Annotated in this window: 15 protein-coding genes; 4 read left to right on the top strand and 11 right to left on the bottom strand. The window is 71.3% G+C overall.

The window, feature by feature from the left end:
* Positions 1 to 21 precede the first annotated feature (21 nt).
* Both GWK25_RS32910 and GWK25_RS32905 read right to left on the bottom strand, forming a co-directional pair.
* A complete protein-coding gene (locus GWK25_RS32910) occupies positions 22 to 1,011 on the bottom strand; it encodes an aldose epimerase family protein (RefSeq protein WP_215455203.1) in 990 nt (329 codons plus the stop codon).
* Between the two features lie 15 nt (positions 1,012 to 1,026).
* Positions 1,027 to 1,926 (bottom strand): SGNH/GDSL hydrolase family protein, encoded by a 900-nt coding sequence (locus tag GWK25_RS32905; RefSeq protein WP_215455202.1) that lies wholly within the window; start codon positions 1,924 to 1,926, stop codon positions 1,027 to 1,029.
* A 276-nt stretch (positions 1,927 to 2,202) separates the two neighbouring features.
* On the opposite strand from GWK25_RS32905, the gene GWK25_RS32900 reads away from it, so the two are divergent.
* Positions 2,203 to 2,697 (top strand): DUF3145 domain-containing protein, encoded by a 495-nt coding sequence (locus GWK25_RS32900; RefSeq protein ID WP_215455201.1) that lies wholly within the window; start codon positions 2,203 to 2,205, stop codon positions 2,695 to 2,697.
* Between the two features lie 191 nt (positions 2,698 to 2,888).
* On the opposite strand, the gene fabF is transcribed toward GWK25_RS32900, so the two are convergent.
* The 5 genes from fabF to fasR form a co-directional block, all read right to left on the bottom strand.
* Complete coding sequence (gene fabF, locus GWK25_RS32895) at positions 2,889 to 4,160, bottom strand: beta-ketoacyl-ACP synthase II (protein WP_184894639.1); 1,272 nt, start codon at positions 4,158 to 4,160, stop codon at positions 2,889 to 2,891.
* A 103-nt stretch (positions 4,161 to 4,263) separates the two neighbouring features.
* The gene (locus GWK25_RS32890; protein WP_152775753.1) at positions 4,264 to 4,512 is read right to left on the bottom strand and encodes an acyl carrier protein; all 249 of its coding nucleotides are present in this window, start codon (positions 4,510 to 4,512) and stop codon (positions 4,264 to 4,266) included.
* A 112-nt stretch (positions 4,513 to 4,624) separates the two neighbouring features.
* Positions 4,625 to 5,656, bottom strand: coding sequence for a ketoacyl-ACP synthase III (locus tag GWK25_RS32885; protein ID WP_215455200.1), 1,032 nt, complete (start codon positions 5,654 to 5,656; stop codon positions 4,625 to 4,627).
* A 13-nt stretch (positions 5,657 to 5,669) separates the two neighbouring features.
* Positions 5,670 to 6,584: an ACP S-malonyltransferase gene (locus GWK25_RS32880; RefSeq protein ID WP_215455199.1), complete on the bottom strand. Its 915-nt coding sequence runs from the start codon at positions 6,582 to 6,584 to the stop codon at positions 5,670 to 5,672.
* 89 nt (positions 6,585 to 6,673) lie between these two features.
* Entirely contained in the window at positions 6,674 to 7,876 is a 1,203-nt protein-coding gene (gene fasR / locus GWK25_RS32875; RefSeq protein ID WP_374105801.1) for a fatty acid biosynthesis transcriptional regulator FasR, read from the bottom strand.
* 62 nt (positions 7,877 to 7,938) lie between these two features.
* Between fasR and GWK25_RS32870 the strand changes: the two genes are divergently transcribed.
* Complete coding sequence (locus GWK25_RS32870) at positions 7,939 to 8,598, top strand: pirin family protein (protein ID WP_215455197.1); 660 nt, start codon at positions 7,939 to 7,941, stop codon at positions 8,596 to 8,598.
* 48 nt (positions 8,599 to 8,646) lie between these two features.
* Here GWK25_RS32870 and GWK25_RS32865 read toward each other — a convergent pair whose 3' ends face one another.
* Both GWK25_RS32865 and GWK25_RS32860 read right to left on the bottom strand, forming a co-directional pair.
* Positions 8,647 to 9,474, bottom strand: a complete 828-nt coding sequence (locus GWK25_RS32865; RefSeq protein ID WP_215455196.1) for a serine hydrolase — start codon at positions 9,472 to 9,474, stop codon at positions 8,647 to 8,649.
* A 35-nt stretch (positions 9,475 to 9,509) separates the two neighbouring features.
* A complete protein-coding gene (locus GWK25_RS32860; protein WP_215455195.1) occupies positions 9,510 to 9,986 on the bottom strand; it encodes a GNAT family N-acetyltransferase in 477 nt (158 codons plus the stop codon).
* Positions 9,987 to 10,082: 96 nt separating this feature from the next.
* On the opposite strand from GWK25_RS32860, the gene GWK25_RS32855 reads away from it, so the two are divergent.
* Positions 10,083 to 10,577 (top strand): MerR family transcriptional regulator, encoded by a 495-nt coding sequence (locus GWK25_RS32855; protein WP_215455194.1) that lies wholly within the window; start codon positions 10,083 to 10,085, stop codon positions 10,575 to 10,577.
* Positions 10,574 to 11,599, top strand: coding sequence for an aldo/keto reductase (locus tag GWK25_RS32850; protein WP_215455193.1), 1,026 nt, complete (start codon positions 10,574 to 10,576; stop codon positions 11,597 to 11,599). Before GWK25_RS32855 ends, GWK25_RS32850 begins: the two co-directional genes overlap by 4 nt.
* 107 nt (positions 11,600 to 11,706) lie before the next feature.
* On the opposite strand, the gene GWK25_RS32845 is transcribed toward GWK25_RS32850, so the two are convergent.
* Positions 11,707 to 12,567, bottom strand: coding sequence for a DUF4429 domain-containing protein (locus GWK25_RS32845; RefSeq protein WP_215455192.1), 861 nt, complete (start codon positions 12,565 to 12,567; stop codon positions 11,707 to 11,709).
* A 75-nt stretch (positions 12,568 to 12,642) separates the two neighbouring features.
* Positions 12,643 to 13,851, bottom strand: coding sequence for an alpha/beta hydrolase (locus tag GWK25_RS32840; RefSeq protein WP_215455191.1), 1,209 nt, complete (start codon positions 13,849 to 13,851; stop codon positions 12,643 to 12,645).
* Positions 13,852 to 13,911: the final 60 nt, after the last annotated feature.

Raw genomic sequence — 13,911 nt, 5'->3', positions numbered from 1 at the left:
CCGAACACACTACGAAACACACTACGAACGCACCCCGAACCCATAAACCGTCTCCGACCGATAGACGCCGCCCGGCCGCAGTTCCGTGCTCGGGAACCGCGGCCGGTTCGGCGAGTCGGGGAAGTGCTGGGTCTCCAGCGCGATCCCGTCCCCGGGCCCGAACGGCCCCTCCAGATGATCCGCCGTGTAGAGCTGCATCCCCGGCTCGGTCGTGGCCACGCCCAACACCCGCCCCGACCCCGGCTCCCACAGCTCGGCGACGGGCTCGGCGCTCTCCGTGACCCCCTTGTCGAGCACGAAGTTGTGGTCGTACCCGCTCCCCACCTTCCGCGCCACCCGGAAGTCGAACCGGGTCCCGTCGACGTCCGCCGGCTCGCCGGTCGGAATCAGGTCCGCGTCGACCGGCGTCACCCGCGAAGCGTCGATCCGCAGCTCATGCCCACCGGCAGGCCCCGACGTCGCCCCGCCCAGGTTCCAGTACGAGTGATTGGTCAGGTTCACCACGGTCGGCGCGTCCGTGACCGCCTCGTAGGCGATCCGCAGCGCGCTCCCGTCCTCCGCCAGCGTGTACGTGGCGGAGACCTCCAGCCGCCCGGGGAACCCCTCCTCCCCGTCCGGGCTCACCCGCGACAGCCGCACCCCGGCCCCGCCCGCGACGCCCTCCGCCTCCCACACCCGCTTGTCGAAGCCGAGCGGACCGCCGTGCAGGGAGTTCGGCGGGTTGTTGCGCGCCAGCTCGTACACCCGCCCGTCGAGGGTGAACCGCCCGCCGGCGATCCGATTGGCGTACCGGCCGATGAGCGCCCCGAAGAACGGCCCCTGATGGCGCAGGTACCCGTCGAGGCCGGCGAACCCCAGCACCACGTCGGCGGTCCGCCCGTCCCGGTCGGGTATCTCCACCGACTGCACGATCCCGCCGTACGTCAGGACGCGCACCCGCGTCCCGCCCCGCTCCAGCGTCCACCGCTGCACGGCCGTGCCGTCGGGAAGTGTGCCGAAAGGTTCGCTCATGAGCGAAACCCTAGGTCACGACTCCTTGGCGCTGACGATCCGGTACGCGATCTCCGCCAGCCGCGCCTGCCCGTCCACGCTCGGATGGAACCAGTCCCACTGGCTGAGCTGGGCCCGCCCGAAGCGGTAGTCGAAGACGGCGTCCCCGTCGTACCGGCAGTGGCGGTCCTTCGCGCAGACCTCGCGCAGCACGTCGTTGTACGCCTCCACCCGGTCCTGGACGGCGTCGCGCCGCTGCCCGGCCGCCGCGGTGAGGGCGTCCGGGTCGGCCAGCATCGACGGGCAGATGCCCAGCTTCCACACCTGCTTGCCGACCTGGCTGGTACGGCCCTCGGACCACAGCCGCTTCAGGTCCGGCACGCTCGCCACGAACACCTGCGCCTTGGGCAGGGCGTCCCGCAGCGTCGCCATCGAGTCCTCGAAGTCCGCGCGGAAGTCGGCCACCGGCGTCATGGCGTCGACGGTCGCGCGGCACGCGTCGTTCGCGCCGACCATCACCGTGACCAGCTCGGGCTCACGGGTCACCGCCCGGGCCACCTGGTTCGGCAGGTCGGCCATCCGGGCCCCGGTGACCGCGTAGTTCCAGCTCCGCTCCAGCGCGCCGGAGCGCCCCAGCAGCCGTACGGCGAGACTGTCGACGGAGACGTCGGTGCCCGTCGCCCAGGACACCTCGGGGCAGTCGGAGAGCACCTTGCACGCGTCGAAGCCCCGGGTGATCGAATCCCCCACGGCGACCAGCGACTCGGGGGTGCTGTCCCAGGCGGGTGTGGGCGTGGGCGACGCGGCGGCACGCGGGCCCGTCCCCTCGGGGCCGGGGGAGTCGCCACCGGTGGCGTCGCACCCGGTCACGGCCAGCAGGACCGCGACCGAGACCGCGCCCCACACCGCCCTCGATCGGTGGCGTCGCTTCCGCATCCCCTGGTCCCCTCGTCGGTCCTACACGTGCAAGTTCCCACTCATGACAACGCCCGGGAGTTCCCGACACGGGAGACCGGCGTGAACGATGCGGCGAAAGGTGCAACTGTTCCGTACCGCACACGCGTCCCCCTGGGTGAAACACCGCCGCGTCCTGGCGTCGGCTCCGACGGTACGTCACACTCCTTGCCCCGCCGCACGGTAGCCTCGCCACGTGGCCGCCCTGCCACTGCCGTTCCGTCAGAAGACAAGATGCCCTGCTCTGTGGAGGCCCCGGTGACGACACGTGGAGTCCTGTACGTGCACTCCGCGCCACGTGCGCTGTGCCCGCACGTCGAGTGGGCCGTCGCCGGTGTCCTCGGGACCCGCGTGAACCTCGACTGGATCCGCCAGCCGGCCGCCCCGGGCACCTGGCGCTCGGAGTTCTCCTGGCAGGGCCAGGCCGGCACCGCCTCCAAGCTGGCGTCCGCACTGCGCGGCTGGCACCTCCTGCGCTTCGAGGTCACCGCCGAGCCCTGTGCCACCGCCGAGGGCGAGCGCTACAGCTGCACACCCGATCTCGGCATCTTCCACGCCGTCACCGGCATCCACGGCGACATCCTCATCCCCGAGGACCGCCTGCGCGCGGCGCTGCTCCGCAGCCAACGAGGCGAGACCGACCTGGAGGCCGAGCTCTCCAAGCTCCTCGGCAAGCCCTGGGACGACGAGTTGGAGCCGTTCAGATACGCGGGCGAGGGCGCCCCGGTCCGCTGGCTGCACCAGGTGGTGTAACGGCGCCCTTCCAGCGTCAGGGGCGAGCGCGGTTCTTTTGCTTTCAGGGGCGCGGGGCTGTTTCGATATGCGGCTCCGCCGCGCGGGCGAGAGAAGCCCCACCGACCCGCACAGGCCGACAACGCACAACACAACGACGAGTGGCCCGAATCCCTGAAAGGGACCCGGGCCACACGCGCGTCAGCGAACGATCAAACCGTCCGGAACGCCAGCACCACGTTGTGCCCACCGAACCCGAACGAGTCGTTGAGGGCGGCGATACGACCCTCGACCGGCAGCTTGCGAGCCTCACCCCGCACGATGTCGGCGTTGGCCTCCGCCTCGGGGTCCAGGTCGTTCACATTGATCGTCGGCGGAGCCACCCGGTGGTACAGCGCGAGCACCGTCGCCACCGTCTCGACACCACCGGCGCCGCCCAGCAGATGCCCGGTCATCGACTTCGTCGCCGACACCGCGAAGTGGTCGGTGTCGTCGCCGAACACCTTCCGCAGCGCCTTCAGCTCCGCGATGTCACCGGCCGGCGTCGACGTCCCGTGCGCGTTGACGTGCACGATCTCCGCCGGGTCCAGGTCGGTGCTGTCCAGCAGGTTCTGCAGGGCGTGGGCGATGCCCCGCCCCTCCGGCTCCGGCTGCACGATGTCGTGGCCGTCGGCGGAGATGCCCTGGCCCACGGCCTCGGCGTAGACCCGCGCGCCCCGCGCCGCCGCGTGCTCCGCCGACTCCAGGACGACGACGCCGGCGCCCTCGCCGAGGACGAAGCCGTCACGGCCGGTGTCGTAGGGACGGGACGCGCCCTGCGGGTCCTCGTTGTTCTTGGACATCGCCATCATGTTGCCGAACGCGGCGATCGGCAGCGGGTGGATGGCGGCCTCGGTACCACCGGCGATCACGACGTCGGCGCGGCCGGTGCGGATCATCTCGATGGCGTAGCCGATGGCCTCGGCGCCCGACGCGCAGGCGGAGACCGGGGTGTGCACACCGGCGCGCGCGCCGACGTACAGACCGACGTTGGCCGACGGGCCGTTGGGCATCAGCATCGGCACGGTGTGCGGGGAGACGCGGCGTACGCCCTTCTCCTTCAGCACGTCGTACTGGTCCAGCAGGGTCGTCACACCACCGATGCCGGAGGCGATGACCGCGCCGACGCGGTCCGCGTCGACGGTGCCGTCGTCGGCCGAGGTCTCCGAGTAACCGGCATCGGCCCACGCCTCCTTGGCCGCGATCAGCGCGAACTGCGCCGAGCGGTCCAGTCGGCGGGCCTGCGGCCGGGGGATGACCTCGGTCGGCTCCACGGCGATCTGCGCGGCGATGCGGACCGCCTGGTCGGCGGCCCACTCCTGCTCCAGGGGACCGACACCGGACTTGCCGGCGACCAGCCCCTCCCAGGTGGAAGTCGCGTCGCCACCCAGCGGTGTGGTTGCGCCGATACCGGTGACGACCACGGTGCGATTGGTCGAGCTCACGGGAATGTTCTCCAACGGTTACGAGGATTCAGCGGCGCCACCGCCGGGTGGCGGGGCAATCGGACTGCTCCGCGGGGGATCGGGGCGGACCCGATCCGCCGGATCAGCCCTGGTGCTTGAGGATGTACTCGGTCGCGTCGCCGACCGTCTTGAGGTTCTTGACGTCGTCGTCCGGGATCTTGACGTCGAAGCGCTCTTCGGCGGCTACGACGACCTCGACCATGGACAGCGAGTCGACGTCCAGGTCGTCGGTGAAGGACTTGTCCAGCTGGACGTCCTCGACCGGGATGCCGGCGATCTCGTTCACGATGTCGGCGAGACCGGCGACGATCTCTTCCTGGGTGGCGGCCATGTCAGGCGCTCCTTCGTAGATTTCAGACTGTTTCGAGAGGGTGGGGCGGCCCGCCGCGTCAGCGGCAGGTTGTGCTGTTCCCGCGCCGGACCACAAGATCCGGCTCGGGTGCCTAGGGGAGGGTAACGACCGTCGCGGCGTACACGAGACCCGCCCCGAAGCCGATGACGAGCGCGGTGTCGCCGCTCTTCGCCTCGCCGGTCGCCAGGAGCCGCTCCATCGCGAGCGGGATCGAGGCGGCCGAGGTGTTGCCGGTGGTCCGCACGTCACGCGCGACCGTGACGTGCTCCGGCAGCTTGAGTGTCTTCACCATCGAGTCGATGATCCGCTCGTTGGCCTGGTGCGGAATGAAGACGTCCAGGTCGTCCGAGCTGATCCCGGCCGCGTCCAGCGCTTGCTGAGCGACCTTCGCCATCTCGAACACGGCCCAGCGGAACACCGCCTGGCCCTCCTGCGTGATCGCGGGGAACTTGACGTTGCCCTCGCTGTCGAGCGGGAGCTTCTCCAGGTCACCGATCCGGTACTCGTTCCACGGGACCGTCTGCTTGATCGTGCCGGCCTTGTCGCCCTCGGAACCCCACACCGTCGGGCCGATGTGCGGCTCCTGGGAGGGGCCGACGACGACCGCGCCGGCGCCGTCACCGAAGAGGAAGGCCGTGGCCCGGTCCTCCAGGTCGGTCAGGTCGGACAACCGCTCGACCCCGATGACGAGGACGTACTCGGCCGAACCCTCGACGATCATGCCCTTGGCGAGGGTGAGGCCGTAGCCGAAGCCCGCGCAGCCGGCCGAGATGTCGAAGGCGGCGGCCTTGGCCGTGCCCAGCTTGTCGGCGATCTCGGTGGCGACGGCCGGGGTCTGGCTGAAGTGCGAGACGGTCGAGACGACGACCGCGCCGATCTGCTCGGCGGAGATCCCGGCGTCGGCGATCGCCTTGCCGGACGCCTCGACCGACATGGCGGCGACGGTCTCCTCGTCGTTCGCCCAGTGCCGGGTCTCGATGCCGGAGCGGGAGCGGATCCACTCGTCGGACGAGTCGATCTTCTCCAGGATCACGTCGTTGGGCACCACCCGGACCGGGCGGTAGCCACCCACGCCGAGGATGCGCGCGTACGGAGCGCCCTTGCCAGGCCTGATCTTCGACATAGCTCCGGGGCTCCTAGTTCTGGTGCTCGGCGATGAGCGCGCGAGCGGCGTCGAGGTCGTCCGGTGTCTTCAGCGCCACCGTCGCGACACCCGGCAGCGCGCGCTTGGCGAGTCCGGTGAGCGTGCCGCCGGGGCACACCTCGATGAGCGCGGTCACGCCCAGCTCCTGGAACGTCTCCATGCACAGGTCCCAGCGGACCGGGTTGGCGACCTGGCCGACGAGACGGGAGAGCACCTCGGCGCCGGTGGCGACGGTCTGCCCGTCCTTGTTGGAGACGTAGGTGAGCTTCGGGTCCCCGGGGGCGATCTCCTCGGCGGCCTTGGCGAGGCTGTCCACGGCGGGGGCCATGTGGTGCGTGTGGAAGGCGCCCGCGACCTTCAGGGGCACCACGCGACGGACGCCCTCGGGCTTCTCGGCCGTCAGCGCGGCCAGCTGCTCCAGGGTGCCGGCGGCGACGATCTGGCCCGCGCCGTTCACGTTGGCCGGGGTCAGGCCCAGCCTCTCCAGGTGCGGGATCGTCACCTCGGGGTCGCCGCCGAGCAGCGCCGACATCCCGGTCTCGGTGATCGCGGCGGCCTCGGCCATGGCCAGGCCCCGCTTGCGGACGAGGGACAGCGCGGCGGTGTCGTCGAGGACACCGGCGAACGCGGCGGCGGTGATCTCACCGACGCTGTGGCCCGCGACCGCGCCGGGCGTCACCTCTCCCAGGGCGGCGGCGGACAGCAGTCCGGCCGCCACGAGCAGCGGCTGGGCCACGGCGGTGTCGCGGATCGCGTCGGCGTCGGCCTCGGTGCCGTAGTGGGCGAGGTCCAGCCCGATGGCGTCCGACCACGCGCCGAGGCGGTCGGCGGCACCGGGGAGGTCGAGCCAAGGAGTCAGGAAGCCGGGCGTCTGGGCGCCCTGGCCGGGAGCGACGAGTACGAGCACTCTCACACTCTCTCTTGGGGACGGCTCAGGCCGCCCGTGGGGACAGGGACGAAGAACACGAAGGGGTTTTGTAGCCCTCCGACAAAACCCTAGAGCTGCGGATCCCCATCCACCAGACGCCCCAGGATCAGCGCGATCCTCAGGGTGAAGGCCGAGCGTACATCGGAGGGCGACCAACCGGTGACGTCAGTCACACGTCGGAGCCGGTAGCGCACGGTGTTGGGGTGGACGAACAGCATCCGGGCCGCGCCCTCGAGGCTCGAGGCTTGTTCGAGGTAGACACTTAGCGTTTCCAAGAGAGCCGAGCCGGCTTCTTCAAGCGGTCTGTAGATCTCCTCCACCAGTTGCTCGCGCGCACTGGGATCACCGGCGATCGCGCGCTCCGGAAGCAGATCGTCCGCCAGAACGGGTCGCGGTGCGTCCTGCCACGCCGAGCACGCCTTGAGTCCGGCGGCGGCGGCCTGCGCGGACCGGGTCGCGGCCAGCAGGTCGGGCACGATCGGCCCGGCCACCACGGGCCCCGCCGCGTACGGCCCGATCAGCGACTTCGCCACCTGCAGCGGGTCGTTGTTCCCGCCGGCGATCACCACGAGGCGGTCGCCCAGCACCCCGGTGAGCACCTGGAGCTTGGCGTGCCGGGCGGCACGCCGGATGGCCTCCACGGTCAGCTCGCTGTCCCCGTCCGGGGCGGTGCCGAGTACCACGCAGACATGGTCGGGGGAATTCCAGCCGAGCGCGGCGGCCCTGCTCACGGCGCCCTCGTCGGCCTCGCCGCTGAGCACCGCGTTGACCACCAGGGACTCCAGCCGGGCGTCCCAGGCGCCGCGGGCCTCGGCGGCCTGCGCGTACACCTGCGCGGTGGCGAAGGCGATCTCCCGCGCGTAGACGAGCAGGGCCTCGCGGAGCACGCTCTCGTCGCCCGGGGCGGCCACCTCGTCGATGGCGGACTCCATGACCTCGATGGTCGTGCGCACCATCTCCACGGTCTGCCGGAGCGTGATCGCCCGGGTCAGTTCACGCGGCGCGGTCCCGAAGACGTCCGTCGAGATGGCCTGCGGGGCGTCCGGATGCCGGAACCACTCCGTGAAGGCGGCGATACCGGCCTGGGCGACCAGCCCGATCCACGACCGGTTCTCCGGTGGCATCGCCCGGTACCAGGGCAACGTCTCGTCCATCCGCGCGATGGCCTGCGCGGCGAGGCTTCCGGACGACTTCTCCAGCCGCCTCAGCGTCGCGGAGTGCGGATGGGCGTACGGTGCGGTTGCGGATTCGCTGGTTTCGGGTTCGGGCACGGGACAAGACTGCCTCATCAGGACACTCGCATGCGGCGCGGGTCGCTACCGTGGAGTACGTGATGGACCTACGGCGTGCCGGCACGCGCTACCCCGGCGGTGACCCGGAGGCGGGGATCGCCTCGCTGCACGCCTTCTCCTTCGGGGCGCACTACGACCCGGACAACCTGCGGTTCGGCGCGGTCATCGCCTGCAACGAGGAGCGGCTCGCGCCCGGCGCCGGGTTCGACGAGCACCCGCACAGCCACACCGAGATCGTCACCTGGGTCGTCGAGGGCGAGCTGACGCACCGCGACACCACGGGCCACGAGACGGTCGTGCGCCCCGGTGACGTCCAGCGGCTGAGCTCGGCGGGCGGCGTACGGCACGTCGAGCGCAACGACGGCTCCGCGCCGCTGACCTTCGTGCAGATGTGGCTGGCCCCGCTGGACCCGGGCGGCGACCCCGCGTACGAGATCGTGCGCGGCATCGCCGACTCCACCCCGTACGCCGTCCCCGAGGCCGGGGCCATGCTGCATGTCCGGCGGCTGGGCACGGCGGGGGAGCGGACCGCGGTGCCGGACGCGGCGCGGACGTACGTGCACGTCGTCCGGGGCTCGGTGCGCCTCGGGCCGCACGAGCTGGAGCCCGGGGACGCGGTGCGGGCCGAGGACGAGAAGGGGCTGGAGCTGGTCGCCGTCGCGGCCCCGGCGGAGGTGCTGGTGTGGGAGCTCGGCGGGTGACGGGACGTCAGTTCTCGGTGGTTCCTCCGTCGCCGCCTCCTACGCGCATCAGACCCCGTTCCCGACCTCCGCGAGCACCGCGTCCGTGAACGGGGTCCAGGCCTCGACCGCCCACGGCCCGAACGCCCGGTCCGTCAACGCGACGCACGCCAGCCCGGCGACCGGGTCGATCCACAGGAACGTCCCCGACTGGCCGAAGTGCCCGAAGGTCCCCGGCGACGACGACGTGCCCGTCCAGTGCGGCGACTTGGAGTCCCGGATCTCGAAGCCGAGCCCCCAGTCGTTGGGGTTCTGGTGCCCGTAGCCCGGCAGGACGCCCTTCGTGCCCGGGTACTGCACGGTCATCGCCGCCGCGACCGTACGCGGGTCCAGCAGCCGGGGCGCCTGGACCTCGGCGGCGAACCGCACCAGGTCCTCGACGGTCGACACGCCGTCCTTCGCCGGGGAGCCGTCGAGCGTGGTGGACGTCATACCCAGCGGCTCCAGCACCGCCTGCCGCGCGTACTCCGCGAACGGGATGTCCGCCGCCTTGGCCACATGGTCCCCGAGCACCTCGAACCCGGCGTTGGAGTACAGCCGCCGCACCCCGGGCTCCGCCGTCACCCGGTGCTCGTCGAAGGCCAGCCCCGAGGTGTGCGCCAGCAGGTGCCGCACGGTGGACCCCGCCGGGCCCGCCGGCTCGTCCAGCTCGACGGCCCCCTCCTCGTAGGCGACCAGCACGGCGTACGCGGCGAGCGGCTTGGTGACCGAGGCCAGCGTGAAGCGGTGGCCGAGGGGCCCATGGGTCCCGAGGACGGTGCCGTCCGCCCGCACGACAGCGGCGGCGGCGGTGGGAACCGGCCAGTTCTCGATCAGGGCGAGGCTCTGCAGTGACATGCCCACGAGCGTAGAGCCTGTCGTTCGGGAGCGGCTCAGAGGTTCAGCTGCATCAGAGGGTCGGGCCTGCGCCGGAACCCCATCGACGCGTACAGGGGCTCGGCCTCGGGGGAGGCCGTCAGATGGACGTGTCCGGCGCCGGCCTCGCGGAACCACTCGACGAGGGCCTCCATGCAGGCGCGCGCGTAACCCCGGCGCCGGCAGTCCGGGTCGGTGGCCACGCTGAAGACGTGGCCGACCGCGCCGCGCGGGTTGCCGGGCTTTCCGATCCGGTAGTCGACCGTCCCCACCACCAGCGCCGCCAGCGCGTCCGGGCGCTCCGGATGGTCGACGACGAAGGCCGCGAACTCCCCGTCGGGGCCGTCGAGTCGGCGGCGCAGGACCGGCAGGGACTGGGTGTGCCAGTCGGTCGGCGCGCCCGTTCCCGGGGGCGCCATCGAGTCGAGCATCACCTGGCGCAGCCGGAGCACTTCGACCGCGTCCTCGGCCGTGGCGCGTCGTACGGGACTCATGTCCGCACGCTAGCCAGCGGGTCGACGTGATGTCCCGGTGTTTTCTCACCGGATTCGCTTGCTTCGAGCGCACTCCAGGGTTTTAGCGTGGTGGTCATGACGGTGATGGAGACCACGAGTACGACGAGTGTCGAGAGTGCCGACGGTGCTGCCGGTGCCGACAGTTGCGCCGGTCCGCCGCTCAAGCCGCGTCGGCCGGACGGGCAGGACAGATACACGATCAGCGAGGTGGTCGACCTCACCGGGCTGACGGCGCACACCCTGCGCTGGTACGAGCGGATCGGGCTGATGCCGCACATCGACCGCTCCCACACCGGTCAGCGCCGCTACCGCAACCGCGACCTCGACTGGCTCGACCTCGTGGGCAAGCTCCGGCTCACCGGTATGCCGGTGGCCGACATGGTCCGCTACGCCGAGCTGGTGCGCGAGGGCGACCACACCTACACCGAGCGCTTCGACCTGCTCAAGTCGACCCGGGACGACGTCCTGTCCCGGATAGCCGAACTCCAGGACACCCTGAACGTGCTCGACCGCAAGATCAACTTCTACGCTGACGCCGGGCGCGCCCTGGCGTCGGAGAGGGCCTCATGACGAACCGCGGGACGAACGGCACGATCGCGACGGCGCGGCTGGGCGCGGGCGGCCCCGAGGTCGGCGTACAGGGCCTCGGCTGCATGGGCATGAGCTTCGCGTACGGCCCCTCGGACGCGGCGGAGTCCAGGGCCACCCTGGAGCGCGCGCTGGAACTGGGCGTCACGCTGTACGACACGGCCCACGCGTACGGCGCCGGGGAGAACGAGAGGTTCCTCTCCCCGTTCTTCAAAGCACACCGTGACGAGGTCGTCGTCGCCACCAAGTTCGGCCTGGCGATCGACCCCGACGACCCGACGAAGCGGATCATCCGCAACGACGCCGCCCACATCCGGGAGTCCGTCGAGGGGAGCCTGCGCCGTCTCGACGTCGACGTGATCGACCTCTACTACATGCACCGGCGCGACGTGAGCGTGCCCATCGAGGAGACCGTCGGCGTGATGGCCGAACTGGTCCGCGAGGGCAAGGTCAAGCAGCTGGGCCTGAGCGAGGTCACGGCCGCCGAGCTGCGCACCGCCCACACCGAGCACCCCATCGCCGCTCTCCAGTCCGAGTGGTCGCTCTTCAGCCGTGACATCGAGGCGAACGTGGTCCCCACGGCCCGCGAGCTCGATGTCGCCCTCGTCGCCTACTCCCCGCTCGGCCGGGGCTTCCTCACCGGTGCCTTCGCCAAGGCGGAGGACCTCACCGCCGACGACTTCCGCCGCCAGCAGCCCCGTTTCACCGGCGACAACGCCGAGGCCAACGCGGCCCTCCTGACCCCGATCCGCGAGGTCGCCGCCGCCCACGGCGCCTCCCTCGGCCAGACGGCCCTGGCCTGGGTCCACCAGCAGTCGGCGATGCACGGCCTCCCGGTCATCCCGATCCCGGGCACCCGCAAGCCGGCAAGGGTGGAGGAGAACACGGCGGCGACGAGGATCGTCCTGGGCGAGGAGGACATGGCCCTGCTGGAACCGATAGCGGCCAAGGTGGCGGGCGACCGCTACGCGGACATGCGCTTCGCTTCCGCAGGCAGGGAGTAGGGCAGCGCGCCCCAAAGGGGCGCGGGGAACTGCGCGACCAGCCACGACGCACCGTCAGTGCCGAACGGCGCTCCCCACGAACGGCGCTCTCCCCGAACCGCGGTCCGCTAAAGCTCAGCCAACAACTCCGCCTTCTTCACACTGAACTCCTCATCAGTGACCAGCCCCGCCTCATGCAACTCCCCGAGGTGCCGGATCCGGTCGGCGATGTCGGCCGGATCCCGCCGAGGCCCGGCATCAGCGGGGGCCACCCCCGAACCCGCACCCCCTGCGGAGCGAACCGCCGCCAACACCGCCGCGGCGAACGGCAACGACTCGTGCACCGGCCCGTACCCCAGCCCGAACACGACCGAGGCGGGATCGTGGTCCGGCTGAGCCGGACGCTCCCCGGACGCCTCGCGCGGCAGCAGCCGCAGGTATCCGTCGAAGATCTCCGGCGACCGCCACTCGACCCCACCGAGCGCACTCACCGGGAAACTCTGGTCCCCTGCCTTCCACTTCGCCGACGACGCACCCGTCCAGAACCACCGGAACGACACCGAGCGCCCGTCGAACGACGCCTTCCCGTCGTACGCCTTGAACTGCAACGGCGCCTCGGGCGCGGTCACCAGGAACCGTTCCGCCGGCCCGGTCTCGGTCAGCCGGGACCGCAGCTCGTCGGCGTAGTACTCCGCGAGCGTCTCCCGCTCGGCCGGCAGCACCAGCCGGTACGGGTCGGAGCCCTCCTTGAGCTGGTCCGCCGCAGCCTCCATCAGCGGATCGGCGCCCGGCCGCGGCACGGCACGCAGGACGACGGTGCCCCGCTTCCCGGGTGTCAGTGAAACCCCCGCGATCGCCTCCAGGGGGATGCGCCGTTCACCGAGCGCCTGGAAGAGCTTCGGCGTACGAATCCCCCGTTCGAAGCGGATGAGGACGGAGTCGGACTCGAACTCCCAGGCGGCTTGAAATCCGGCCAGTACGTCACCCATGCGGCTCATCGTATGCGGGCGACGCGGGGAAGTCCCGACCGAGGCGAACCGCACTTTTACCCTCCTCTACGCGCGTCAGGCCGCAGCGCTGTCGGACAGACCTGTCAGACACGCGTCGTTCTCCGGCGCGCACCGCACCGACTCGTACGCGCCGATGCCGATCTCGGCGAAGTTGTGCAGGCTCTCGGTGCCCGGCTCGAAATAGCCGCTGTGGCCCTTGGCGTCGGCCGCCGACAGGATGCGCGCCCCGAACTCCGTGGAGACCGGGTCCGCGCCGTGGCCGAGCCCGCCGACCTCCAGGTAGGGCACGTCCTGGACCCAGTCGTCGGCGTCCCGCATGGCCCACACCCGGGCCTCCGTCCGCAGTTGCCGGACCGAATCGGCGCGCATCCCGGGGCTGCCCGCGACCGCGATGTCGGTGACCCGCGACGGCAGCGAGCGCGCGGCGACCCCGCACACCACGGAGCCGTAGCTGTGGCACACCAGCGCGACGGTGGAGCTGCCGGGCAGGCTCCGCACCAGCGCGTTCAGCCGGACCGAGCCCTGTTCGGCCCGCAGCGCGGTCGCCGAGTCCAGGCCCAGGCCGTCGGGTGCGGTGTAGTCGGCCCAGGCGATGACGGCCGCAGGCGTCCCGCGGCTCGCCGCGCGCTCCGCGTCGTAGAGCGACTCGGCCATGCCGACGGGGGCGGAGTACCGGCGGTTGGTGCGCTGGAAGTTGATCACGTTGGTGTCGACGCCGGGGACGACGACGGAGACGCGCTCGGCCTTGTCGAGATCGCCGAAGACCTCGGCGACCCGGCCGTTGCCCTCGGGGTCGAACGCGAGGATGTGCCGTTTCTTCACGGCCAGCATGTCGAAGCGGTGCATCCGGCGGCCGGCCTCGTACCGGCCGGTCGCGGAGAGCCGCTTGTCGTGCGTGCGTTCCCGTTCGTGCCGGCTCTGCTGCTTGAGCGCGATGCGGTTGGCCCGGTACCGCAGTTCCACGGGTGCGCCGTTCATGTTGCCGACGGCGAGTGGATAGCGGTGGGCGAGCCGGGTGCGCTGGGGTGCGGTGAGCGAGGCGAAGAAGGCCGCCAGGCGGTGCGGGGGCGATTCGGCGTCCGGCAGTTCACGGCCGTCGAGGTGTCCGCTCTGCCACGCGGAGAGCGACGCCTGGAGCGGCGACTTCTCTCGGTGGCTGCGGATCGCGGTCCAGCCGGTGGTCGCCAGCATCACGAAAACCACGGCCAGCGCCAGCAGTGCGCGCCAGACGTTCAGTTGCGGGGAGGAGTCGAAGGAAGTCACTGAAAGGACACACTAAGAGAACGGAAGGGTCTCGCGTTAACCGAGTGAGGGGGATCACGT

It is taken from the genome of Streptomyces sp. ATCC 21386 (genome assembly GCF_018728545.1).
In the GTDB taxonomy this organism is placed as follows: domain Bacteria; phylum Actinomycetota; class Actinomycetes; order Streptomycetales; family Streptomycetaceae; genus Streptomyces.
Note: the sequence above shows the minus strand (reverse complement) of the source record. Positions and strands in the feature narration are given on the sequence as shown.

Coding starts and splice junctions, on each gene's coding strand:
- GWK25_RS32870 (WP_215455197.1), top strand. CDS start 7,939: ATGGACCTACGGCGTGCCGGCACGCGCTACCCCGGCGGTGACCCGGAG.
- GWK25_RS32865 (WP_215455196.1), bottom strand. CDS start 9,474: ATGTCACTGCAGAGCCTCGCCCTGATCGAGAACTGGCCGGTTCCCACC.
- GWK25_RS32845 (WP_215455192.1), bottom strand. CDS start 12,567: ATGGGTGACGTACTGGCCGGATTTCAAGCCGCCTGGGAGTTCGAGTCC.
- GWK25_RS32885 (WP_215455200.1), bottom strand. CDS start 5,656: ATGTCGAAGATCAGGCCTGGCAAGGGCGCTCCGTACGCGCGCATCCTC.
- GWK25_RS32855 (WP_215455194.1), top strand. CDS start 10,083: ATGACGGTGATGGAGACCACGAGTACGACGAGTGTCGAGAGTGCCGAC.
- GWK25_RS32850 (WP_215455193.1), top strand. CDS start 10,574: ATGACGAACCGCGGGACGAACGGCACGATCGCGACGGCGCGGCTGGGC.
- GWK25_RS32860 (WP_215455195.1), bottom strand. CDS start 9,986: ATGAGTCCCGTACGACGCGCCACGGCCGAGGACGCGGTCGAAGTGCTC.
- GWK25_RS32905 (WP_215455202.1), bottom strand. CDS start 1,926: ATGCGGAAGCGACGCCACCGATCGAGGGCGGTGTGGGGCGCGGTCTCG.
- GWK25_RS32910 (WP_215455203.1), bottom strand. CDS start 1,011: ATGAGCGAACCTTTCGGCACACTTCCCGACGGCACGGCCGTGCAGCGG.
- GWK25_RS32890 (WP_152775753.1), bottom strand. CDS start 4,512: ATGGCCGCCACCCAGGAAGAGATCGTCGCCGGTCTCGCCGACATCGTG.